This is a genomic window from Bacteroides stercorirosoris, from assembly GCF_900142015.1.
Lineage (GTDB): Bacteria > Bacteroidota > Bacteroidia > Bacteroidales > Bacteroidaceae > Bacteroides > Bacteroides stercorirosoris.
Genome location: NZ_FQZN01000008.1, coordinates 69,751 through 93,181, shown reverse-complemented (window position 1 = coordinate 93,181; position 23,431 = coordinate 69,751). Strand labels below are relative to the sequence as shown.

General features: G+C 42.9%; 14 protein-coding genes and 1 pseudogene. 6 read left to right on the top strand and 9 right to left on the bottom strand.

Annotated elements, in window-relative coordinates:
* Positions 1-104: 104 nt before the first annotated feature.
* The 7 genes and pseudogenes from BUC01_RS07780 to BUC01_RS07750 form a co-directional block, all read right to left on the bottom strand.
* The gene (locus tag BUC01_RS07780; protein ID WP_025832213.1) at positions 105-458 is read right to left on the bottom strand and encodes a hypothetical protein; all 354 of its coding nucleotides are present in this window, start codon (positions 456-458) and stop codon (positions 105-107) included.
* Between the two features lie 291 nt (positions 459-749).
* Positions 750-1,886 (bottom strand): DUF4249 domain-containing protein, encoded by a 1,137-nt coding sequence (locus BUC01_RS07775; RefSeq protein ID WP_025832211.1) that lies wholly within the window; start codon positions 1,884-1,886, stop codon positions 750-752.
* Positions 1,887-1,900: 14 nt separating this feature from the next.
* Positions 1,901-4,684 (bottom strand): TonB-dependent receptor, encoded by a 2,784-nt coding sequence (locus BUC01_RS07770; RefSeq protein WP_025832209.1) that lies wholly within the window; start codon positions 4,682-4,684, stop codon positions 1,901-1,903.
* Between the two features lies 1 nt (position 4,685).
* Positions 4,686-5,567 carry a FecR family protein gene (locus BUC01_RS07765; RefSeq protein ID WP_025832207.1) on the bottom strand — a complete coding sequence of 294 codons (882 nt, stop codon included), beginning with the start codon at positions 5,565-5,567 and terminating at the stop codon, positions 4,686-4,688.
* A 282-nt stretch (positions 5,568-5,849) separates the two neighbouring features.
* Positions 5,850-6,269, bottom strand: coding sequence for a hypothetical protein (locus BUC01_RS07760; protein WP_025832205.1), 420 nt, complete (start codon positions 6,267-6,269; stop codon positions 5,850-5,852).
* 118 nt (positions 6,270-6,387) lie between these two features.
* Complete coding sequence (locus BUC01_RS07755; RefSeq protein ID WP_025832203.1) at positions 6,388-6,930, bottom strand: RNA polymerase sigma-70 factor; 543 nt, start codon at positions 6,928-6,930, stop codon at positions 6,388-6,390.
* A 101-nt stretch (positions 6,931-7,031) separates the two neighbouring features.
* Positions 7,032-7,247: pseudogene (locus BUC01_RS07750) on the bottom strand (carboxypeptidase-like regulatory domain-containing protein); the annotation flags it as partial.
* Between the two features lie 411 nt (positions 7,248-7,658).
* On the opposite strand from BUC01_RS07750, the gene BUC01_RS07745 reads away from it, so the two are divergent.
* The 5 genes from BUC01_RS07745 to BUC01_RS07725 are packed head-to-tail and all read left to right on the top strand — an operon-like array spanning position 7,659 to position 15,542.
* A complete protein-coding gene (locus BUC01_RS07745; protein ID WP_073313252.1) occupies positions 7,659-10,799 on the top strand; it encodes a SusC/RagA family TonB-linked outer membrane protein in 3,141 nt (1,046 codons plus the stop codon).
* Positions 10,800-10,811: 12 nt separating this feature from the next.
* Entirely contained in the window at positions 10,812-12,311 is a 1,500-nt protein-coding gene (locus BUC01_RS07740; RefSeq protein WP_025831433.1) for a RagB/SusD family nutrient uptake outer membrane protein, read from the top strand.
* A gap of 25 nt (positions 12,312-12,336) precedes the next feature.
* A complete protein-coding gene (locus BUC01_RS07735) occupies positions 12,337-13,206 on the top strand; it encodes a zinc-binding metallopeptidase (protein ID WP_025831434.1) in 870 nt (289 codons plus the stop codon).
* A gap of 10 nt (positions 13,207-13,216) precedes the next feature.
* The gene (locus BUC01_RS07730) at positions 13,217-14,500 is read left to right on the top strand and encodes a DUF4302 domain-containing protein (protein ID WP_025831435.1); all 1,284 of its coding nucleotides are present in this window, start codon (positions 13,217-13,219) and stop codon (positions 14,498-14,500) included.
* 13 nt (positions 14,501-14,513) lie between these two features.
* Complete coding sequence (locus BUC01_RS07725) at positions 14,514-15,542, top strand: BACON domain-containing protein (protein ID WP_025831436.1); 1,029 nt, start codon at positions 14,514-14,516, stop codon at positions 15,540-15,542.
* Positions 15,543-15,620: 78 nt separating this feature from the next.
* On the opposite strand, the gene hemW is transcribed toward BUC01_RS07725, so the two are convergent.
* Together hemW and BUC01_RS07715 are read right to left on the bottom strand one after the other, a co-directional pair.
* Positions 15,621-16,754: a radical SAM family heme chaperone HemW gene (gene hemW, locus BUC01_RS07720; protein ID WP_025831437.1), complete on the bottom strand. Its 1,134-nt coding sequence runs from the start codon at positions 16,752-16,754 to the stop codon at positions 15,621-15,623.
* Between the two features lie 133 nt (positions 16,755-16,887).
* Positions 16,888-18,906: a DUF2264 domain-containing protein gene (locus BUC01_RS07715; protein WP_139261827.1), complete on the bottom strand. Its 2,019-nt coding sequence runs from the start codon at positions 18,904-18,906 to the stop codon at positions 16,888-16,890.
* Between the two features lie 242 nt (positions 18,907-19,148).
* Between BUC01_RS07715 and BUC01_RS07710 the strand changes: the two genes are divergently transcribed.
* Complete coding sequence (locus tag BUC01_RS07710) at positions 19,149-23,360, top strand: hybrid sensor histidine kinase/response regulator transcription factor (RefSeq protein WP_073313250.1); 4,212 nt, start codon at positions 19,149-19,151, stop codon at positions 23,358-23,360.
* Positions 23,361-23,431: the final 71 nt, after the last annotated feature.

Below are 23,431 nucleotides of genomic sequence, written 5' to 3'. Positions count from 1 at the left end.
GACACTTGAATGGTGTTGATAAAAGAAAGAGGGTGCAAAACGTGATGTTCAGCACCCTCTCTTTTTTTATTTATCAAAAGATTTTCCTAATTATCGGAGTGGGATTATTTCACTTCGATACCTTTGTTTTGCAATGTGACGTTCAATACTTTTGCATAGTCAGCGTATTGTTTGTCAGTCAGTGCTTTTTTCATCAACTTCAAGTTTCCGTAGACTGCATTGCGAAGTTTCTTTGGCTGATCCTTCTTTGAAGTTGTGGCGCGTCCCATTTGTGCAGAGAAGTATTCGCAGATGTTCGCAACTTCTTCGTGCTGGTCAGCGGATAAATTCAAATATTTACTCAACTTGCTTACGTTGATGTTACCATCCCATTTTGCAGTTGTAGGCTGATTTCCTGCTGCAAATGTCGTAGCGGTCAGACATACGGCTGCCACTAATGTTAATCCTAAACGTTTCATAATACCTACTTTTAATTTGTTATACCTAAAAACAATTCTAATCCTAAAAATCTAATACCTATTGAAAATAGCTCTAAGCGCTTAGCTTTTTCTTTTTACCTGTGCAAATATAGAAATATGTTTTATAACATAAAAGTATAGGAAAAGAAAAGTGGAGTATAGAATGCTATTTCTTGATATAAATCAATTATTAGATGTTATTTTGCTCGTTTTAAGGCTTTATATGTAGTACAAATGTAATGTGATTACCGGATATGGGTAATCATAATGAAAGTAGATATTCGTGTTTCATCACCATCCCCATTTTTTATCCGGCATATCTATGGTGTATTGAATTTCCGATGAAACGCCCACAAACCCCAATCCGCCTTCTACATTGCTGGGCAGGCTGATGGGTTCCATTATGGCTTCGTCGTAATCATCATCATCCATGCAGTTCAAGGCTTTCAGGTAGCGATAGTATGTTTCCGGCAGGCTTAGCAGGCGCACAGTGATGGTCTGTTTCAGGCAGCAGCGGGTGTAATTTAGTGATTGGAGAATTTCATAGTTGTCGTCATAAAGCGGGGTATAAACCTTCAGTGTAGCGGATGAATTGGTGAAACGGTTGTCGGTGAAGATATTATATTTGTTTTCAATGTTAGGGAACATGGCATTTTCGTCATCATCTGAGTTGGTGATATGTCCGTCGGTCAGTATCACGTCTTCACGGTTGATAAGCTCGGTATATTTATAGTTGACGACTGTGTCTTTTGTTAGGGTGTAAACGTAATCTCCGTTTTCGTCCTTTATATAGTTTCCATTCTCATCTTTGTTATCAGTATAGATGACGCAGCGAAAATCCTTGTTATTCACTATTTCCAGCCGGTAGTAATTTTTTTCGTTCGGGATATCCTGCATGGTAATGTGGTATTGACGGTGAGCCCTCATGCTGCCCCATTGGCGTATGAGGGCGGTGCAGGTGTCTACTTGCAGGCTTTGTATAGGCTGGGGGGCGGTTACTTGGGAACTAACATGATATTTTCCGCCTTCTGCCGTGGCTTCAAGACGGATATTGTCTCCGGGTTTCAAAGCGGTAGTGAGGCGGAATATTTTGAAGCGCATGCTTTTCAGCAATGCCTCGTACTGTTCCTTATCAAGCTGATTCTGCATATACTTGTAATATTCTTCGGGAGATATGGCTTGGGGAGACTCTGTTTGTTTGCCGTTCACGTAAAGTGAGAGCGTTGCTTCGTTGATGTAGCCGATACTGTTCCCTTCGCTGAGGTGCAGATAGACGAGATTCTCTGTCTGTCCGGTATTGAGCAGGGTATTCATGATGAGCAGCGGCTCTTGCTGTCCGGGATTATAAGGTATCTCGTTCTCACAAGCAGCAAAGAGTCCGGCGACGGCTATATATATAATAAGGTGTAATTTGATTCTTGTTTTCATATCCGGCATGATTTTCAAAATTTATAGGTATAAGTAACAGATGGTATACAGGGTAATATGGTTAATTTCTTGATAACAGCTTTCGATTTTTTCTCGATAGGAGTATATTGGTTACCGTTCCCTTGATAGATGCTGTTATAGAAGTCATTATAACTATTGTATTCTTGTTCCCATTTGCTGTAAACCAGATTGGGATTCATCGCATTATAGGCATTGTAGACGCTGATATTCCAGGTGCGCATACCATGCTTGGTTTTCTTGTTGAAGTTGATGCCCAGATTCAGGCGATGGCTGGCGGGCAGGCGGTAGTTGTTGCGTTGAGAGATATAAGGGGCGGATTCTACATTGCCATCGGGGCGGATAACAATGGTTTCCCGTTCGGGCACTGTGATGCATCCGCCGGTATTGAATATCCATGAAGCTCCTACATCGATGCGTTCACTGAATTTATGGTTCAGACATAGACTGATGCTGTGGCGACGGTCGTACTTATACGGAAACCACTTGCCCTGACTGATGGCGCCGTCTTTGAAACGGTGATCGGTTTTTGCCAGGGTATATGCCAGCCATCCTGTGGTCTTTCCAAAAGTCTTTTGCACCATTGCTTCCAGTCCGAAAGAACGTCCTTCTCCCATTTCCACTTTCTCCTCCCAATTGGTGGAAGTGCCGAAGAAAGAGACACCATCTTGATATTCGAGTATGTGGCGCATCTGTTTGTAGTAGCCCTCTATGGAAAACTCCCAGCCGGGCAGTCCGGTATAATAGCCTCCGAGAGAGTATTGGTTGGCATACATGGGGCGTATGTTTTTGGTAATCGGCACCCAGAGGTCTGTAGGCATGGAGAACGGAGTGGATGAGAGCAGGTGTACATATTGCGCCATGCAGGTATAGGATGCCTTTGCAGAGAATCCTTGCCCGAAGTTATAGCGTGTGGAGAGGCGGGGCTGCACCGAGTAGTATTCCTTTCCTTGTGTAGCGAATAATGATGCCCGCACTCCTGCATTCAGACTGAGGCGGCTGTTCAGGTTAAAGTTGTCTTCGGCATAGAGCGATACTTCTTGTCCGTGCAGTGCGCGGTTGTTACTGGTTGCGTAAATAGTTTCTTCCTGTGGCTGTCCGTTTTCTATTTCTTGCATCTTGGAAGTGGAAATGCCCGGACGGAAAGTATGGTGGATGTATTCCGCTCCGAACTTGATGTGATGTGTCGGCGCAGGGGTATAGTCGAAGTCCATACGGGCAGTCCAGTCGCTGATGCCGGAGCGAAATTGGGAGAAATAGCTATAGCGGTTTGATATCTGGCCTTGGTAAATGCTCGTATTTTCCATGTCCTGATCTAATTTCATCAGATAGTTATTGTATGAAATGGTAGTGTTGCAGAACAGTTTACTGTTGAACACATAGTTCCAGCGGCCATAGGCAATAGTGTTTCCCCAGTTCAGATGACTGTCATCCTTATAATAGAAATATGACTGATCATTGTTCTGATAATTATTATGGTCAGTGGAGTCAAAGTGGTAGTGGTCCTTTCCCTTATAGAAACCGAGGAAGAGACGGCTGCGGTCACTGAACTTGTGGTTCACTTTGGCGTTGATATCATAGAAGTAATAGTTGTATTTATCAGCATAATTATCGTCTTCGTCCACTATGAGATTTTTGAAGAAGGTGGTATGGGTAGCCCGCGCGCTGAGGCTGAAAGAAGTGTGCCCCTTCCAGATGGGACCTTCAATATGCAGCTTGTCGGTGAGTGTGCCGATGCTGAGCGCACCGTGGTAATGGTTCATATCTCCGTCGTTGGTGCGCACGTCGATGATGGAGGAAAGGCGGCCTCCGTAGCGGGCGGGAAAGGAGCTCTTGTAGAGTGTGGTGTTTTTCACTGCTTCGGGGGTGAAAACAGAGAATACGCCCAGCAGATGGTCTGCATTATATACAGGAATACCGTCCAGCAATATAAGGTTCTGGTCTGGTCCGCCACCCCGGACGTATAGTCCGGAGAACCCTTCCATACCTGCCTGTACGCCTGGCATCAGCTGAATTGTTTTCAGAATGTCGGCTTCTCCGAGCACTGCCGGAGTATGTTGTATCTGCGTCATCGGAATTTCGTGCGCTCCCATGGCGGTAGCCTGGATGCCGGCTTCTTTTTTATCCGAAAGTACTATCACTTCCGCCAGTTCATTGTCTCCATTCAGGCGGATATTGAGCACGGTATCTTTGTTCAGCGGGAACGAACTGTGCCGGGTTTCGTACCCTAAATACGAAAAACTTAATTCAGTGTCTCCCTCCGGCAAGGTGAGGGTATAGAAACCGAAAGGATTGGTGGCAGTGCCCACCCGCTGACGACTTTCGAGGACATTGGCACCAATCAGCGTCTCGGAGGACGCCCCGTCCGTCACGTATCCGCTGATAGTGAATCGTCGGCTTACGGTTTTCTGCGGCATGGGCCGCTTGTTTAGCAAAATATGCTTTCCGGAGATTTCGAAACCTATCGGTTGGTTTTCGAAGGCCTTCCGGAGAATTTCGTTGAGGGTAAGGTCGCGGACGGTCAGTGTGATACGTCCGTTCAGGCGTACTTCTTCTCCGTATATGAAGCGATACCCGGTTTTTTGTTCCACTTGTTTCACAAATTCTTCCAGCGTGGCGTTTTGCAGTTTGATGCTGAAACGTGTTTGCGCGGGATTCGTTTTTTGTAGAACGCAGGTGGTAAATACGATGCTGCTTTGCAGCGTACATGTTGAGAGGAGAACCGCGCCCACCAGGAAGAATTTCCTGATGGTGCGGGATGAACAGATAGAGGATTTCATTCTAGTTTAATTTTTGTGTGATTGTTATACTGTCATTCGTTTTTGTGTATTCAAACTTCTGGTTGCGGCAAAGCAGAGAAAGAATTTCTTCCAGCGTTTCGCCGTCAGAGAATGTAGCCGTCATGCGGTAGTTCTGTAAATCAGCGTCTTCTATACGGATATCCGTTTGGAAAGCGTTGGAAAGTTCCCGGACGATTTCCTGTAAAGGCACGCTTTTGAAAAGTAGGGTTCCATTCTGCCAGATAATTTCTTCGGCTGCATTTTTTTCGGTGTGCAGTGTCAGGCTTTTCTTCTCCTTATTATAAATGGCACTTTCGTTGGGTGACAGGATCAGGCATTCTTCCGTTTTACCTATGAGGCTGACGGCGACTGAACCTTCAAGTAGCGTCGTCTTTACCTGGGTGTCTTCCGGATAGGCATCAATGTTGAAGTGTGTGCCTAAAACCTGTACCATGATTGCCCCGGCTTCTACTTTGAAAGGGTGTTCTGCATCTTTGCTGACTTCGAAGTAACCTTCTCCCTTCAATTGTACTTTCCGGTCTTTTCCTCTGAACCGTTCGGGATAGGTCAGTGAGGAATAGCGGTTCAGTACGATGGTGGTTTGGTCGGGTAATACTATGCTACGGGTTTCTGCCAGTGTGGATACGGTTTGCAATGGTACTGGGGCGAACATATAGTATGCCCACCAACCCAGTACGCAAAGCACGGCGATGGCGGCTGCACCAGCCATTGTGCGCAATGAAAGGATGCGACGTTGCAGACGCGGTAGCCGTTTTTCAAGGAGTTCCCAACTATTGTCCTTAGAGAAGCTTCCTCTCGGCGAACGGGTGGAGGCTACGAGTTTATCGAGTATTTTTTCAAATTCTTGTTCCATGCTTTTTATCTCTCTTTTCTATAAAGACAGGCAAAACGGAAAAACTCCCTACGCTGATTTCTTTTTTTATTTGGTGAACTGCATTTTGGCTTGTTCATGTTTGTTGTTTCTATATGGCATTCTTTGTTTTACTCACTGACGTCTATTTACCAAGTTGTATAACTTGGGAAGTCTGAGATGCACATGTCGGGTATTCTAAGTTGTACAACTCGGATGTACTGAGTTGTACAACTTGGTAAATGAGTGTCAGTGACATATGCAAGGAATAGTATAATGAAACATAGTTAAGGTTTATTGGGGACTTAGATAAACGGTAATCTGTGTCTTTTTTGCTTCTTTGTCCTGGGGAATACTGACAATGCGGAATTCGGCTTTGTTCTTTATTCTTTTAGGAAAGATTTTCACGCGTAGGTTGGCAGACTTCTTCTTTGCAGGGATAATCACCTTTTTATCCTCGATGCTGAACACAGCAGCTTGTCCCGGCAGGTTTATCCCATTGATGAGAACTTCTCTATCCTCATTCTTCTTTTCTGCCGCGATAATCTTTATTTCAAACTCGTCTGTGTCTTTGTTCTTGTCGAACGAATAGTTTTTAGTGGCCTTGTCAAAACCTACATACTCCTGAGGATAATTTGAATTGTCGTTTCCACATGCGGCCAGGATGAAGAGGATACCTACAGCTCCTGCCATTTGCTTACAAAGTTGTTTCATACTGTTCTAATTTTAGTTTAGTTTATATAGTTCATGCTTAAAGACAGGAAGTATATAGAGATTCCCTATAAAACTAAATTTAAAAAGTGTTAATGTAAGAAAGGGAAGGATTGGCGGCTTATTGAAGCAACATTTCTCTCAGTCGTATTGTCGCTTTTTGTAATTGCGCATCCACTGTTTTCGTACTGATGCCGAGTTCTTCAGCCACTTGTGCATACGTTTGTTTCTCTTCGCGAATGCGAATGAAGACTTCCCGACAGCGTTCCGGTAACCGGTCGAGGGCTTTTACATAGCGGGCAAAGAGTTCTTCGCTAATCAAGTTGTCCTCAGGGGATACAGCTTGGTCAGTTGGTTCTTGCAGTGTATCGGCAGATAAAGTGGGGCGTCGTTCTTCTTTATCTATATAGTTTAATGAGGTGTTTTTTACCAAAATAAAGCAATAATCTTCTATATTAGTGATATTCAGTAGTTGGTGGCGATGTTCCCAAAGTTTCATAAATACGTCAAGCACTATTTCTTGGGACCATTCTTCGTGATGGGTGTAATAATAAGCAATACGGAATAGGCGATCATACGTCATATTATAAAAATCTCGGAAAGCAGTTTGGGAATCCTGCTCGCTCATTTTTCGTAGATATCTTCTGACTTCCTGCTCGGTCATATTGTTCTTTCATGTAGCTGCGGGGCAAAGGTAATGGTTTCAATTCGAATTTCCTATTTGTATGTTAGCGTCTTTTATTTTATTGGCTGAAGAGTGTTATTAGTTCTCGCAGAACTTGGAACATTTAAAATGGTAAATTTACCATCCAAATCTGTCACAACACCTGTTTTGGTACCTTTAACCAATACGGTAGCTCCTACAACAGGTTCATTGTCTTCTTCAAAAATGACGACTCCTGTCACTTTCAATGTTTGTGCGGTGAGTAGACCTACCCCTGTGTACAGGTAGATCAATAGCAACATCAATTTTCTTTTCATAAGTACTTCTCTCAGAATTAAGTTTAAAATAAGGTATCAATTTGCGTTATTATTCTGCGTATTGACTCGCGCGTTTTTTATTGCGTTTTAAATAACGTATTATAATAGCGTGTTTATTTGTCTTTTCAATAATTTGCAAAGTTAAATATGTTTTTGTTTATATGAAATAATCATAGTTAATATATATTAATGTAATTGCAAATAAAGAATATGCATAGTAATGACTTTGTTGCGATACATGTCTTTCAAATACCTTAATATAGTTACATATTTACGTGTAACGCTATAATATATAAGCAAAATGATTTTCGCCTCTACCCATATAAGGATAATTTGTTACTTAAAAACATTAGTTGAAACAATATAATTTTAATAAAATAAAAGGAGATATTTGGACAGATTAAATAAAATATTCCAAGTTCTGCGAGAACTCTGCAGATCTCTTTCGTTGGCATGCAAACACAAGATGTTCCTATTAAAACTGGATTAATAAAGGTTCTGTTGAAGCCGGATGCAGAAGTACTTGATGAGGTCGTTATTACTGGTATGACTAAAGTCGATAAACGTTTGTTTACAGGAGCTGCTGACAGGTTAACAGCGGCAGATGTCAAACTGGATGGTTTAGCTGATATTAGCCGTGGCTTGGAAGGACGCTCTGCGGGAGTATCGGTACAAAATGTTTCGGGTACATTCGGTACCGCACCTAAAATTCGTGTACGTGGTGCTACGTCAATCTATGGTAATTCAAAACCCTTGTGGGTGGTCGATGGTGTTATTATGGATGATGTTGTGGAGGTGAGTGCCGACCAGCTTTCATCGGGTGATGCCGTGACTCTGATCAGTTCTGCTATAGCCGGGCTAAATGCCGATGATATTGAGAGTTTCCAGATACTAAAAGATGGTTCGGCTACGTCTATCTACGGAGCACGTGCTATGGCTGGTGTGATTGTTGTTACCACTAAAAGAGGTAAAGTCGGGACCAGCAAACTAAGCTATACGGGGGAATTTACAATGAGAATGAAGCCTTCTTACCGTGAATTTAATTTGATGAACTCTCAGGATCAGATGGGAATTTATCAGGAAATGAGAGATAAAGGATGGCTTAACTTCGCAAGTGTATATCGGGCTTCCAACAGTGGCGTGTATGGCAAAATGTTTCAATTGAACAACTGGTATGACAAAACGAACGGACAGTTTGGACTTGCTCACACGCCTGAAGCACAGAATGAATACCTGCGTGAAGCTGAAATGAGAAATACCGACTGGTTTGACATGCTTTTCAGTAATTCTATTATGATGAACCATTCAGTCAGTTATGCAATGGGAAATGAAAAGTCAACCTCTTATGTGTCGGTAAGTGCTATGAATGATCCGGGATGGATGATTAAAAACAAAGTGCAGCGCTATACGGCCAATCTGAATAATAGCTATAACATACTGAAGAATCTTTCTCTTAATGTGATTGCCAATGCATCTTATCGTAAGCAGGAAGCTCCCGGCACATTGGGACAAAGTATGGATGCTGTCCGGGGTGAGGTTACACGTGGATTTGATATTAACCCTTATAGTTATGCATTGAACACTTCCAGGACATTGGACGCCAATACCTATTATATGCGTAACTATTCGGACTTTAACATCTTCAATGAATTGAATACAAACAACATTTCATTGGATGTAGTAGACCTGAAATTTCAGGGCGAAATGAGATGGAAGATTTTACCTAAACTGGAAGTCAGTGCTTTAGGAGCGTTGAAATATTCCTCAACTTCACAAGAACATAAGATACGGGAAAATTCGAACCAGGCTTTGGCTTACCGTGCTATGGGTGATGCCACTATTATCAATAGTAATTCATGGCTTTATAAAAACCCTGATGATCCTTATGCATTGCCGGTAACCATTCTTCCTAAGGGTGGTTTCTATAATACCACTCAATATAAGATGTTGAGCTATGACTTCCGTGCTGCTGTATCATGGAATGATGTTTTCAAAGACACCCATATCGTAAATGTTTATGGCGGTATGGAGGCAAATGCTCAAGACCGTTCCAGTAACAACTTTGATGGTTGGGGGATGCAATATGACAATGGGGAAATTCCGTTTTTTGATTATCTTGCATTTAAGAAAATGCGTGAAGGTAACTCCGATTATTATAGTTTGAGTAATACTAAAAAGAGAAATGTGGCTTTCTTCGGAACGGCAACTTATTCTTATAAAGGACGCTATACTTTGACGGGAACAGGACGTTATGAAGGGTCCAATCGCTTGGGTAAGTCCCGCTCGGCACGCTGGTTGCCTACTTGGAACATTGCGGGTGCATGGAATATGCATGAGGAAGAATTCTTTAAAGATTTAGAACCTGCTTTATCACATTTCACCTTGAAGGCTTCTTATAGTTTGACGGCGGATGTCGGTCCGAGCAATGTATCCAATTCTTTGGTAATCATCCAGAGTTATACCCCTTGGCGTCCGTCGGCAGGTGTAGCGGAATCGGGTCTGAAAATAGAAGATTTGGAAAATTCTGATTTGACTTATGAGAAGAAACATGAGTTGAATATCGGTTTGGATATGGGATTTCTTGATAACCGGATTAATGTGGAAGCAGCTTGGTATAAGCGTGATAATTACGATTTGATTGGTATTACTACTACACAGGGAGTGGAAGGGCAGACTCAGCGTTATGCCAATGTCGCTTCTATGAAATCTCATGGTTTTGAGGCGTCTTTGTCCACCAGAAACATTGAAACAAAAGACTTTAAGTGGTCTACCGATTTTATTTTCGGGTATAGCAAGACGGAAGTTACTGATTTTAAATCCCGTTCGACCGTATTTTCTCTTATTGCCGGAGTAGGTTTTGCACGCGAAGGCTATCCCTCAAGAGGATTGTTCTCTATTCCTTTTGAAGGACTTGATGAAGATGGGTTCCCGACCTTTATGTTTGGTGACAAGAAGATAACCAAGAAGAATTATGGTTCCTTGAATTTCCAGGAGTCGGAGAATGTCGATTTCCTGAAATATGAAGGTCCGTCAGATCCCACCATAACCGGTAGTTTTGGTAATATTTTCACGTATAAGAACTTCCGTCTGAATGTATTCATCACTTATTCCGCAGGAAATAAAGTACGGCTTGATCCTGCATTCAAGAGTTCTTACAGTGATTTGGATGCAACCCAGAAGGATTTTAAGAATCGTTGGAGACTGCCGGGTGACGAGATGTATACCGATATTCCGGTCATAGCCAGCTCGTTTGAAAATAAGCAGTATGGCAATCTGAATTATGGTTACAATGCCTATAACTATTCAACTGCCCGCATTGCCAAAGGTGATTTTATCCGGTTGAAGGAAGTGTCCCTCTCTTATGATTTCCCACGCTCTCTTTTGAAAGGAACAGCTATCAGCAATGCTTCAGTGAAACTACAGGCCACCAACTTATTTTTGCTTTATGCAGACTCAAAATTGAACGGACAGGATCCTGAATTTTTCCGTTCGGGTGGTGTGTCGGCTCCTGTGCCCAAACAGTTTACATTAACTTTAAGATTAGGATTCTAAATATCAAAACTTATGAAAACAAAAATAATAATTATATCTCTGCTGGCTGTTCTTTTGGGAAGTATCACTTCTTGTGACGGCTTTCTGGATACAATGCCTGACAAGCGTGCCGAAGTAAATTCTTTGCAAAAGGTAAAAGACCTTTTGGTGTCTGCCTATCCAAAATCTTCTCCACTACTGATGGAAGAAATGATGTCGGATAACCGGCAGGATAATGGAGATAAATATAGCTTGCCGAATAACAAAATGATACAGTCGTTTCGTTGGGAAGATATAACTGACGTTGATCAGGATACTCCTGGCTATATGTGGGATGGATGTTATATGATAATTGCAGCTGCTAATCAGGCTTTGGTTGCCATTCGGGAATTGGGTGAGCCGGAAGAAGCGTTGCCATATAAGGGGGAAGCGTTGATTTGCCGTGCTTACGGGCATTTCTTGTTGACTAATGTTTTCTGTATGGCTTATGGCAATGATGCCGATAAGGATTTAGGTGTACCTTATATGACCGCTCCGGGAACTTCTATTGGCGTCAAGTATGAAAGAGGAACTTTAAAAGAGACTTATGAGAAGATAAATAAAGACATCGAAGAGGCTCTTCCTTTGATCAGTGATGAAGCGTATGCTGTTCCGCTCTATCATTTTAACAAAAGAGCGGCATACTCATTTGCAGCCCAGTTCAATCTGTTCTACAATCAATATGAGAAGGCGATAAAATATGCTACGGAGGCTATTGGCGAAGATCCCGGTAGTTTATTACGGAATATGGACGGATATAGTCAGTTTCCCAGTTCTAAAGAATATACGTTAGCTTTTATTGATAAAGATGAACCGGCCAACCTGATGCTGATAGGGGCACTTTCAAATTGGGGAACTCAATATACCAATCAGAGATATGGGCATAACCGGACATTGTGCCAAGAGGAAACTATCTGGTCGCCTGCTGCATGGGGACATCTTATGGCCTATGATAAAGTTTTGGGATATGGAGATCAGTCTATCTTTGTTCCGAAAATGGATGCTATATTCGAAACGACCAATGCCGTGTTGAATACCGGTTATTACCGACAAGTGATATTTGCTTTCACCAGTGACAAAACGCTTCTGAACCGTGCTGAGGCTTATATATTGGCTAAGCAATATGATAAAGGGGTGAGAGACCTGCAGTATTGGTGCAAAGCTAAAGTAGCACCGCAAATACCGGATATGGAAAGTCTGAACACTTTTTATGAATCAACTGTGGACCCGAACACAAACGGAAAGCCGTTGAATCCGAAATTTGATATAGAGTCGGGCTTGCAGACCAATCTGTTGAAAGCCGTGATACATGCCCGTCGTATAGAAACAGTTCATGAAGGTGAACGGTGGCTGGATATCAAGCGTTTTGGCCTTAAAATTACGCGTGAACTTTATGGAGAATCTCCTATTGTACTGGAATCTCACGATTTGAGAAAAGCTATACAGATACCGGCAGCAGTTGTATCAGCCGGTATGGAAAGAAATCCCAGATAATTAAACCGCTAAAAAACGAAGATTTATGAAAAATTGGTATATATATATATTGATGCTTATATTCGGAATGGGTTTCTCTGCCTGTGACGACAATGAGCCGGATAAGGATAATAGTATTTTTGATACTTCGGAGGCAGAACGTAATGCCTTTGACAAATGGCTGAAAGTAAACTATGTGGATACCTATAATATTGATTTCATCTATAGGATGGAGCATATCGAATCTGACTATTCGCATAATTTGGTTCCTACGGATTTTAAACTTAGTGTCAAACTGGCTAAGATTGTGAAACATGCCTGGCTGGAAGTTTATGATGAAGTGGGAGGTATTGACTTTACACGTGCCAATGCCCCTAAAGTGATTCATCTTATAGGTTCGGCATCATGGGATAAAACAACTTATACTTTAGGAACCGCGGAAGGAGGGTTGAAAGTAACTCTTTATATGGGAAATTGGCTTGACCCCACTAATGTGAATGAGTTGAATGAATATTATTTTAAGGTGATGCACCATGAGTTTGCACATATCTTGCATCAGAAGAAGGTCTATACGGTAGAGTTTGATAAAATCAGTGCCGGAAACTATGTGCCTACAGGATGGCAAAACCGTAGTCTTGAAACTGTTGCTCCACTGGGATTTGTCACGCCGTATGCCGGTAGCCAGCCCCGTGAAGATATTGCTGAAGTAACAGCCTGTTACCTGACTTATCCAGCTGAGCAATGGGACGAGGTAATAGCACTCGCCGGTGATAAAGGGAGTGCCATCATTTACCAGAAACTGGATATCGTAAGGAAGTATATGAAAGAATCTTGGAGTATTGATATTGAACAGCTGCGTAGTGTAATTAGCAGGCGTTGTGCTGAGATAAGTGAACTCGATTTGGATAATATTTAATAATTGAAATATGAAAAAAATAATATATACATTTTTTGTTTTCTCCATACTTCTGAGTTCGTGTGTTCAGGATGTGGACGACGTATTTGATGAACCATCATCGGTGCGTGTAGAGAAAGCATTGGCTGAGTATCAGGCTTTATTGAAAAGTGCAGAATATGGGTGGGCTATGGAATATTATCCTTCGTCTACCCAAGCCTATGGAGGGTATCTTTTTACTATGAAATTTAAAGATGGTGATCAGGTTACAGTATCTACTGATGCATTTGAGGAGGCTGAGAAAGAAGTAACCAGTCTTTATTCCTTGAAAAAAGATATAGGCCCGACATTAAACTTTGATACATATAATGAATTGTTCCATCATTTTTCTGATCCGGACATCATAGATGGAGGCGGAAAAGGTAAAGGGTATGAGGGCGATTATGAATTTATATTTCGGTCGCATACCGATAATGAAATTATTCTTAGAGGAAAAAAGACAAATAATGTCATAAAAATGACGCGTCTGACTGAACCTCCGATGACGCTTTTGGATAAAACGGTTAAGTTGTCGAAAGAAACGTTCACAACCACATATACGGCCAATATTGGTGGAAAGACGTTTATCGTTCCGATGGAAGACCATGTATTTCTTTTCAGTTATGAGACTGAAGGCGAGAAGACGGAGTCAGTATCGGGACCGTATATTTTCACTGCTACCGGTATTAAATTCTATGAACCGATAGAAGTGATGGGGAAGACATTGGAAAATTTCACGTGGGATAGTGCGACTAAAACGTTTACTTGTACTGATCAGGGAGCCACCGATGTTAAGCTCACGGCAAATGAATTGCCGGAGGGATATATGAAGTACAAGGACTTCCTGGGAGCATGGGACTTTGTGTATGCTGGAGGAAGAATACCGGTGACCCTTGAAGAGGATAGTCAGACATCTTTCCTGATGGCCGGATTTAATCCGAATTACAAACTGTTGGTAAACTACGATAAGAGTGCTGGAGGAATTCGAATTATGTCACAGAAAGTGGGTAATACCGGTAATAATGAGGTATGGCTGTGTGCTTGGGATGCCACTACCGGTAATTTATTTAAAAATACTGCACTCGGGGTTGCAAGTAAGCCAAGAGCGAATGCGGAGGATATTATAATAGATTTAGAAAGTTATGGTGTTTGGGCTGATCATGAAGTTAATTCACTCATAGTATGGGAAATGAAAGGTAATGAGTATGTCGGTGAATTTAAAAAATGGGGAACTTCCCGGTATACCGGACCTTTGAGCATGATTAAGAATAAGTAAATGGATAAACTGTATGAAAAAGATTATTAATATATTAATTCTGGCACTTTGCACAATGGTTGTGGGGTGCGGTGATGATGATGACGCGGTAAAAAGTCCTGAGTTGACTGTAATAAGCACAGATGCCCAGTTTACGTATAAAGGCGGTACCGGTTTAATAAAGGTACTTGCTACTTCAGCGGTGGAGGCGACTGCGGCTGATTCATGGTGCCATATATCTGTATCAGATCAGGATATCAGCTTATCGGTAGACTTGAACACTTCAATTTCAAGTCGTACAACGATGGTTACTATTCGCTCTGCCAATGCAAGGACGGAAGTTCCTGTTACACAGTTAGGTGATACCTTTATTTGTGACCTGAAAGATGTAACATTTGCACCGGCAGGAGGAGATGCTACTTTTTCCTTGGATACAAAACGGGATGTTAAAGTGACAGTACCCCAATGGATTACCTACCGGAAGGATGAAAATCAGATAATATTTACTGCACCGGCTATTCAGGATGGAGGATATAGGACAAGTACAGTGGTTATTGACGATGGTAGTGTGGCATATACCGCAGAATTCACACAAATGAATCTGAATGGTGTTTATGATATGCTGTTTACGAATGGTGGTAAGCGATATGCTGCACTTTGTAAAGTGGAGTCTACAGGAGAGGCCAATGTATACCAGCTGACAACAAAGGGGATGCCGGTGGATGCAGCTTTTCTGGCAACTTATAGTGAAGGTCATTTGGTCGTTTCATTTGGACAATATTTAGGAGATATAGACCCATACAAAGTCTATCTGTGTGCTTATGACAATGTCGGAACGCTTGGATGGGGAACAACGGTGCAATATGTTGCTCCTATAGCTACAGATGAAAATTATAATATGATTTTTGTTTTTGCTGATAATGGTACATGGCAAGGACAACATGTGGATGGATTTTATTATGGAGCATTTACCGGGACTCCTTCGAGTAGTACTTATAAGGGAGGCTATGGTACTGCAACTGACATTGTTATGCAAACTCATCTGACGGAAAGTACAGACTGAATTATTATTGGTTTGTGACTTTTACATTAATTGCTTTGAAAAAAGCCGTATCCGGGATGGATGCGGCTTTTTTATATTCTATTCTTCAACAAACATCAAGTCACTGATAATACCGTCTGATGTAAATATACCCTCTCGTGTCAGGCACAGGTAATCATCTTTTAGTTCCAGCTTGCCGCTTTTCAGATAGGGGGATGCCATATCCATACAGTATTGCCACAACTCTGTGCCGAATGTTTGCTCTACATATTGCATCGGTACTCCCCACATTGTGCGGATAGCCGTCATGATACATTCGTTATAGCGGGTAGCAATGTCACGGTATTCGGTTTCAAATTCCCGGTGCCCTTCTTCGATGGAGCGCATATACTTCTCTAAAGACGCGACGTTCCATTCCCTTGTAAGGGTGTTGAACGAATGTGCCGAAGGACCGCATCCCAGATAAGGAATTCCCCGCCAATAGGATGTATTATGCCGGGAATACATTCCGGGTTTGCAGAAGTTGGAAATCTCGTAATGTTTATATCCGGCGGCAGTCAGTGCGTCTATCAGTGCGGAAAAGAAATGTACGCTACTTTCTTCATCCACTTCGCGGATGCGGTGGGATTGTAGCATGGAATAGATGGGAGTTCCTTCCTCGTACGTAAGGTGGTAGGCGGAGATATGCTCGACTTCAAGGCTGACAGCCTGTTGCAAGTCTCGCTTCCAACGCTCATCGGTTTCTCCCGGCAGGCCGTAGATAAGGTCGATACTGATATTTCGGAAACCTGCGCGACGGCAACGTCCCACGGCTTCGATGGCTTGCGCAGCATTATGCCGCCTGTTGAGCAATTGCAGGGTGGTGTCGTCAAAGGTTTGTATTCCCATGCTGATGCGGTTGAAAGGCAGTGTAGAAAGCATCCCGGTATATTCTTCCGTAAGGTCATCCGGATTTGCTTCAAGGGTTATTTCCTTTGCCTCTTTCATTCCATAAACCTGCTCGATAGTTTTGAAAATCTCCTTAAAGTCCTCTTCTGACAATTGCGAAGGAGTTCCGCCGCCGAAATAAATCGTTTCGACGGCTTCTCCTTTCAGATATTCTTTACGCTCCGTAAGTTCGCGGCAAAGGGCACGGATATAACGCGGCTTCAGTTCCGAACGGGTGGTGGAGTAGAAATCGCAATAGATGCAACGAGTCTTGCAAAAAGGAATATGTATATAAATGCCTGCCATGATTGTACTGTTTTAGGTCGGCAAAGATAATGCAAACCGAAAGCAGAACTTTCATGCTTGCATGAAAAAGTTATGCTGAGATGCAGCTTATCTTCGCTTTTGGGCAAAGATAACCATTCCTTCCGAACCGGCATCAGGGGAAAGATACTGTCTTCACTGTGCCATCGGAAAAATGGATGATTACCGTATCCCCATTCTGTTCAAAAGACTTCACGGGCGTCAGTTCCTTTTTCGTGAACGATTTGCCACTCTTTTTCCACAATTGCAGCGTTATGAAAATCTGTTCACCGGAATGGGTGGTCGCTGCATTGATTACGGAACATTTATCGCTTACCGGATGCAGCCCTTCTGTTTGCACGAATTCAACTTCTGTCCAGCCTTGAAGATTGACGAGGGCTGTCTGATAGGCACCGTTATCAGTGCAGTAAACTGTATGTTCTCCTATCTTTCTCTCCTTGGTAACGACGGGCTTGTCCAATTCCGGCAGAGAATAATGCCCATAACGTAGTTGGGCACTGATAGGGAAGGACACTTTGTCTACGCGGAGAATGCCGTTGGGAAGCGGGATGTCTGCCAGGCGGAATTTGATTTCAGGATTGGTTTCAAGTTCTGCATCCCGGTAATAGATGCCGTCTTCGAACTTTCTGAAAGTATAGAGGCGAAGCACTTCCCATTGTTGTTTGGCATTCAAAATGGCATAGTTCATTGATACTTTTCCATCGGGGCTGTCTGCCATCCAGGGGAATGCCGTATTGTAGGACAACTTATTGTAATTCTCGGTCGAACGGAATTTCTGCCAGTCCTTGGCAACCGTTTCATGGCACCATGCACGTATTTCGGAACTACCGCTGTTGGGATAGTTGGTCACCAGTGTGTTCGACCCTTCCATGAATTTGTTGTATACCTTACCCGGTTTTAGCTCTTTCTCCCAAGCTCCATTGTTTTCTACAGCTGTCCAAAACGGATTGTCGGCAGGCAACAGTAATCCCAGAAATGCTTTTCCCATCCAGTATACACTGCCACGGCAACTGTATATCTGTACGGCAGGTTCGAAGGCGCCATAGAATCCCAAAGTAGGAACGCGGTCTTTCATCAATGCGGGATTTTCGAGAAACTGAAGTATGGTAGAAGAAGCGATTCGACGCATCCAGCCGTAATTGATGGATGGATCGTTGAGCCACCCCATCAATGGGAAAGGAATGACGGTTGCTATGCGGTAAGTGATGCTGCGTCCATACATATTCATCTTACCGTCTTCGGCAAACATATACGGGTAGTTGGGAACCAAATCGCGGAAGTTATCAACAAACTGACGCCCGGCTTCCGGATTAAATTTATCTCCGTAGTAATGTGCCCAAATCATGCCATACATCTGGAAAGCCCACATACTGTAATAATCGTAGGCCGGACTATCATTATACCAACCGCAACCACGGTACTGGTCCAATGACTTTTGAAGTAATTCATTCAGATAATCGTCTTTGATTGCATAGCCATGATCCTTGAAGAAGGACATCACAAATATGTTAAAGAAACGCCAGTTCGAACCGATTGTCGGGCCGTTACCATAACTGAGCATCAGGGCTGCAAGAGCGTCTTTTTCTTGCTGTGTCAGTGGTTCCCAGATAATTTCCGGCATCACGGTCAGCGATAGGGCAAGTGCCCCGAATTCGACGAGTGTCTGGCTCGGCCCTCCTTTAAGATGCTGGATATATCCGGGTTTCGATGGATCACTCATATTGCGTAACTGCTGCCGATAGTAATCTCCTACTTTAATCCCGTTCAGTTCTAAAGCGGGATTTTCTTTCAACAGGGGAATGGCTACGAACATGGTGCGGCAAAGACCTTCCAGGTTCTCAGTCTTGTTGGGCTTTCCGTCGGTCGGATAACTCTTGCCCGGCTGCTTGGGAAAGTGCATCGGATCGTCCAACGTGTGGATATAACTGAATGCTCCGTCCAACAGATAGGTGGCGGCATCCAGCCAATGCTGGCGTGTCATTCCGGTAAGAGGGCTCAGATGATAATCCGGGCGTACTAAGTGAAATACAGAATCGTTTGCGGTCTGTGATGAGGATGCGTTTACTTTTATAGAAAATAATAAAGCAAACAGTAATAATCCTCCGGTCATTTTAGAAAATACGGTTTTCATCATTACTTGTGTATTACATGGTGGGAATATTTTTGTTTTTTCTCTGTTGCAAAGAAAATGCTTTTCGGGGAATCAGAATGCCCATTTTGAGGTCAAAAGAGGGGAATTTTAGACCAATGTCATTTTTTTGACCCTACCCGGCCTTTTTCGGGTTGAAATATAATATTACCAAGGAATAAGATAGTTTTAGATATATTTATGTATATTTGCCGGGCGTTATTAATTACATTAATTCCGAATCACCTATGGAGGCAATGCTTACTATGAAAGAAAAAGTCCGGAGTATTATCTTTTGTTTTGGAATATTTTTCCCTTTGATGTGCCAGGCCATAGCAACGCCTAAATCGAACTCTTTAATGTTTAAGTCCTCGTCTATACTGAACAGTCTGCCCAGTAAAGATGTGCAATCTGTCTATCAGGATCGCGACGGATATATCTGGATATCTACCCGTAACGGACTTTTTCAGTATGATGGCTATTCACTTACCACTTATAAATCCAATCTTTTCCGGGTTGATTTGTTGACCAATAATAATGTGTTCTGTGTAGCGGAGGATACTAAACATCGCCTTTGGATTGGTACTTATAGCGGGCTAAATGTCCTGGATAAGAAAACAGGAGTGATACGGAAAATTGACAATCCGGAGATGAACGGCAATAGTATTCCTCAAATCTTAATAACCGGTGACGAACGAATTCTGTTTGCAACAGACTGGGGAGTATATGAATATCAGGAGGATACGGATGATTTTTTATGTTACGGTGGTGAGAATACGGGCAATGTGATGCCCAGAACCGCCATAAAGTCGTTGTTTGAAGATGACCGGGGAGATATCTGGATTGGAACATGGGACGCTGGGCTGTATCGCTATGAGAAGAAAACCGGTAAGTATTTCAGATATCCGCAGATGAATGCGCAAAATTCAGCTCATTATGTATTTCAAGACAGTAGAAAAAACATCTGGGTGGGAACCTGGCGTGGTGGTTTAGTTTTATTGAAAGATGCTTATCAGCCGGATAAAACGACTTGGATTACTTACCGTTATGATGAAAAGAATCCTGCCAGCATTTCAGATAATATAATCTATACTTTGTCTGAAGATCTTAATACTCATTCTTTGTGGGTAGGAACCCGCAGAGGGTTGAGTGTACTTCCATTGACAGACAATTATACAGGTGCTGAGGCTTTTAGCAATTATTATCCCAGCGAATCAGACAGTTCTATCGCAAGTGATGAAGTGGCTTCTCTTTTGCGTGACCGTCAGGGACTGATGTGGGTAGGTATGATTGGCGGAGGAGTCAATAAAGTCAGCACCCGAAAGGCTGATTTTTATTGGGACCAACTGCTGGAAGTGAAACGGATGCTGAAAACCACTTCTGTCCGCAGTATCCTCTTGGATGATGAAGGACTGCTTTGGTTGGGAATAGGAACTTATGGGCTGGGAGTGAAGGACCGGCAGACCGGGAAGTTTACTTATTACACCCAGATGCCTGAGTTTGCTCGATATCATGGAATCTCCACGGTAATGTCGATGATGCAACACTCCGTTACAGGGCATATCTGGATTGCAGCCTACGATGGCGGGGTTTATGAAGTGGATAAGCACGCACCGGTGGCACAGAGAGTGAAAAACTATTATGCCCAGGATGTGGATTGGCTGGCAGGTTCTTGTGTCTTTTATATTTATGAGGATTCCAAACATAACTTATGGTTTGCTACGCGTAACGGAGTTTCGATGCGTACGGCTGATGGGAAAGCAGTGCGGTTTGACAATTTGCAGGTTGGGAGCAGTCTGATGAAAAATGTACATACCATGTATCTTACTGAAGGAAGTGATGGGGATATGTGGGTGGCATCCAATACTCACGGCGTTCTTCGTCTTCATTGTGATGATAAGGGAAATTATACGGTCTCTGACTATGCTGCGACGAACGGGAAACTTAACAGTGTATATGCGGATTGCATTTATAAGGATACTAAAGGGCGTATTTGGGTAGGCACGGGAGGCAGTGGATTGAACTTGTATGATGAATCTACCGACACTTTTCTTCCGGTACATGCCAAATGGAATCTGCCGGGCGATGCGGTAGTCGGCATTCAGAGCGACAAAGAAGGTAATTTGTGGTTGGGGACAAATGCCGGATTGATTAAACTAACCATTGCGGACGATATGGAGAACGTAACTTTCCGTTTGTATACTACGGTGGATGGCTTGCAGGATAATATATTTATCCGTAGTGCCCAGGCGGTTGCCGCTGACGGTGAGATGTTTTTCGGCGGTCATCGGGGCTATAATAGTTTTTATCCGGAGAAACAACAGGAACAGAACTTTTCTTCCTCTGTAATAGTGACCGATATTAAAATCTTCAATCAGCCGTGGGGGAATCTGCCGGTTAAAGAACGGATGGCAATTTCGCAACTTTCACCAGGCTTTGCTGATGAGATACAACTGGATTATTGGCATAATAATTTCAGTATCGAATTCTCCGCATTGGAGTATGTTAATCCGGATAGGAATCAATATGCTTATCAACTGGCAGGTTTTGATACCGACTGGCAATATACGGGCGGTTCCAAGCGTTTTGCCTATTATAATAACCTGAAGCCCGGAACTTATACCTTCCGGTTGAAGGCTTCTAATGCTAATGGTATCTGGGATGAAGAGACTCTTCGGATGGAGGTTGTTATTCTGCCGCCTCCCTGGAAAACATGGTGGGCCTACACCTTATATATTATATGTATCTGTTGCATGATTTATTATACTTTCCGGGTGGTACGTAACCGTATCCGCTTGCGGAATGCTTTGCATCTACGTGAAATGGAGCAGGCAAAAGCGGAAGAAGTCAACCATGCCAAGCTACAGTTCTTCACTAATATTACTCATGAGCTACTGACTCCGTTAACGATTCTTTCTGCTTCAGTAGATGAACTGAAACGTACAGCGCCGGCCTATAAAGAGCAATACCGGGTGATGAACAATAACATCAATCGGCTGATCCGCCTGTTGCAGCAGATTCTTGAATTCCGTAAGGCTGAAACGGGAAATCTGAAACTGAGAGTTTCGCAGGGTGACCTTGCGCAGTTCGTGCATCGTAGCCTGGATAGTTTCCGTCCGTTGATGAAGAAAAAAGATATCCAGTTCCGCATTTCATGTTCGCCTGAACCGTTCAATGCCTATTTTGATCCGGACAAGTTGGACAAGATACTTTATAACTTGCTTTCCAATGCTTCCAAATATAATCGTTCCGGTGGTATGGTCAGTGTGGAACTGTCTGCAAATGACGATAGAACAGCACGTTTAGTGGTGAAAGATAACGGCCCCGGCATATCGGCGGAGGCTCAGAAGAATCTTTTCAAACGTTTTTATGAAGGAGATTACCGGAAATTCAAGACGATTGGTACCGGTATCGGTTTGTCGTTGGTTCGCGATTTGATTGTGCTGCATCATGGTACGATTTCAGTGGAAAGCGAAGAGGGGAAAGGTACTGTATTTACAGTTAATCTTCCTGTTCTCCGTATGTCTTATGCAGAAGACGAAATAGAAGAAAGCTTGCCGACGGATGCGGAGGAGACGAGGAATGAGTTGATGACTGAAGAGTTTAAGGACGACATCTCTGACGATATTGAAGAGGAGAACGAGGAATCGGTTACACCCAAAGCATTACGTTCCTTATTGATTGTGGAAGATAATGAGGAACTACTGCAGCTAATGACGAAATTGCTGGGGGCGGATTATATCATCCATACCGCTAATAATGGTAAGGAGGCCGTAGAGGTGGTGGAACAAGAAGAAATTGATCTGATTGTTTCAGATGTAATGATGCCTGAGATGGATGGCATTGAGTTCTGCCAATACATCAAGAATAAGTTTGAGACTTCTCATATTCCTGTAATTTTGCTGACTGCGAAAAATAAGGAGGAAGACAGGGTTGAAGCCTATGAGTCGGGTGCTGACGGTTTTATCAGTAAGCCTTTTAATCTGAGTGTCCTTCATGCGCGTATCTCCAATCTGCTCCGTAGTCGCGAGCGTATGGGGAAAGATTTCAAGAAGCAATTGGTTTTTGAGGCGAAAGAACTGAATTATACCAGTGTTGATGAAGATTTCCTTCAACGGGCTATTGATTGTGTGAACCGGCATTTGGACGAGCCGGAATTTGATCAGGCACGGTTATTGGAGGAGATGCATATGGCCAAATCCACTTTCTTCAGGAAACTGAAGTCTTTGACCGGCCTTTCTTATGTCTCTTTCATCCGAAATATTCGTATGAAAGCAGCCTGCCGGATTATGGAGGAACAGAAACATATCCGCATTTCGGAATTGGCGTATGCAGTGGGCTACAATGACCCGCGCTATTTTAGCAATAGCTTTAAAAAAGAATTCGGTATGCTTCCATCCGAATATTTGGAACGCTTTACTTCGAATTGTACGGTAGAAGATGATGTTCCGGAATCATAGGCTGTATCCTTAATCGGTATTTGATATTTCATGCTGCAAGAATGACTTTCGGTCAACGGATTGTTGTTATT

Bases quoted from the DNA above. Each gene is read 5' to 3' on its own strand.
- BUC01_RS07780 (WP_025832213.1), bottom strand. From the start codon at position 458: ATGAAACGTTTAGGATTAACATTAGTGGCAGCCGTATGTCTGACCGCT.
- BUC01_RS07775 (WP_025832211.1), bottom strand. From the start codon at position 1,886: ATGAAAACAAGAATCAAATTACACCTTATTATATATATAGCCGTCGCC.
- BUC01_RS07770 (WP_025832209.1), bottom strand. From the start codon at position 4,684: ATGAAATCCTCTATCTGTTCATCCCGCACCATCAGGAAATTCTTCCTG.
- BUC01_RS07760 (WP_025832205.1), bottom strand. From the start codon at position 6,269: ATGAAACAACTTTGTAAGCAAATGGCAGGAGCTGTAGGTATCCTCTTC.
- BUC01_RS07755 (WP_025832203.1), bottom strand. From the start codon at position 6,930: ATGACCGAGCAGGAAGTCAGAAGATATCTACGAAAAATGAGCGAGCAG.
- BUC01_RS07740 (WP_025831433.1), top strand. From the start codon at position 10,812: ATGAAAACAAAAATAATAATTATATCTCTGCTGGCTGTTCTTTTGGGA.
- BUC01_RS07735 (WP_025831434.1), top strand. From the start codon at position 12,337: ATGAAAAATTGGTATATATATATATTGATGCTTATATTCGGAATGGGT.
- BUC01_RS07730 (WP_025831435.1), top strand. From the start codon at position 13,217: ATGAAAAAAATAATATATACATTTTTTGTTTTCTCCATACTTCTGAGT.
- BUC01_RS07725 (WP_025831436.1), top strand. From the start codon at position 14,514: ATGAAAAAGATTATTAATATATTAATTCTGGCACTTTGCACAATGGTT.
- hemW (WP_025831437.1), bottom strand. From the start codon at position 16,754: ATGGCAGGCATTTATATACATATTCCTTTTTGCAAGACTCGTTGCATC.
- BUC01_RS07715 (WP_139261827.1), bottom strand. From the start codon at position 18,906: ATGATGAAAACCGTATTTTCTAAAATGACCGGAGGATTATTACTGTTT.
- BUC01_RS07710 (WP_073313250.1), top strand. From the start codon at position 19,149: ATGGAGGCAATGCTTACTATGAAAGAAAAAGTCCGGAGTATTATCTTT.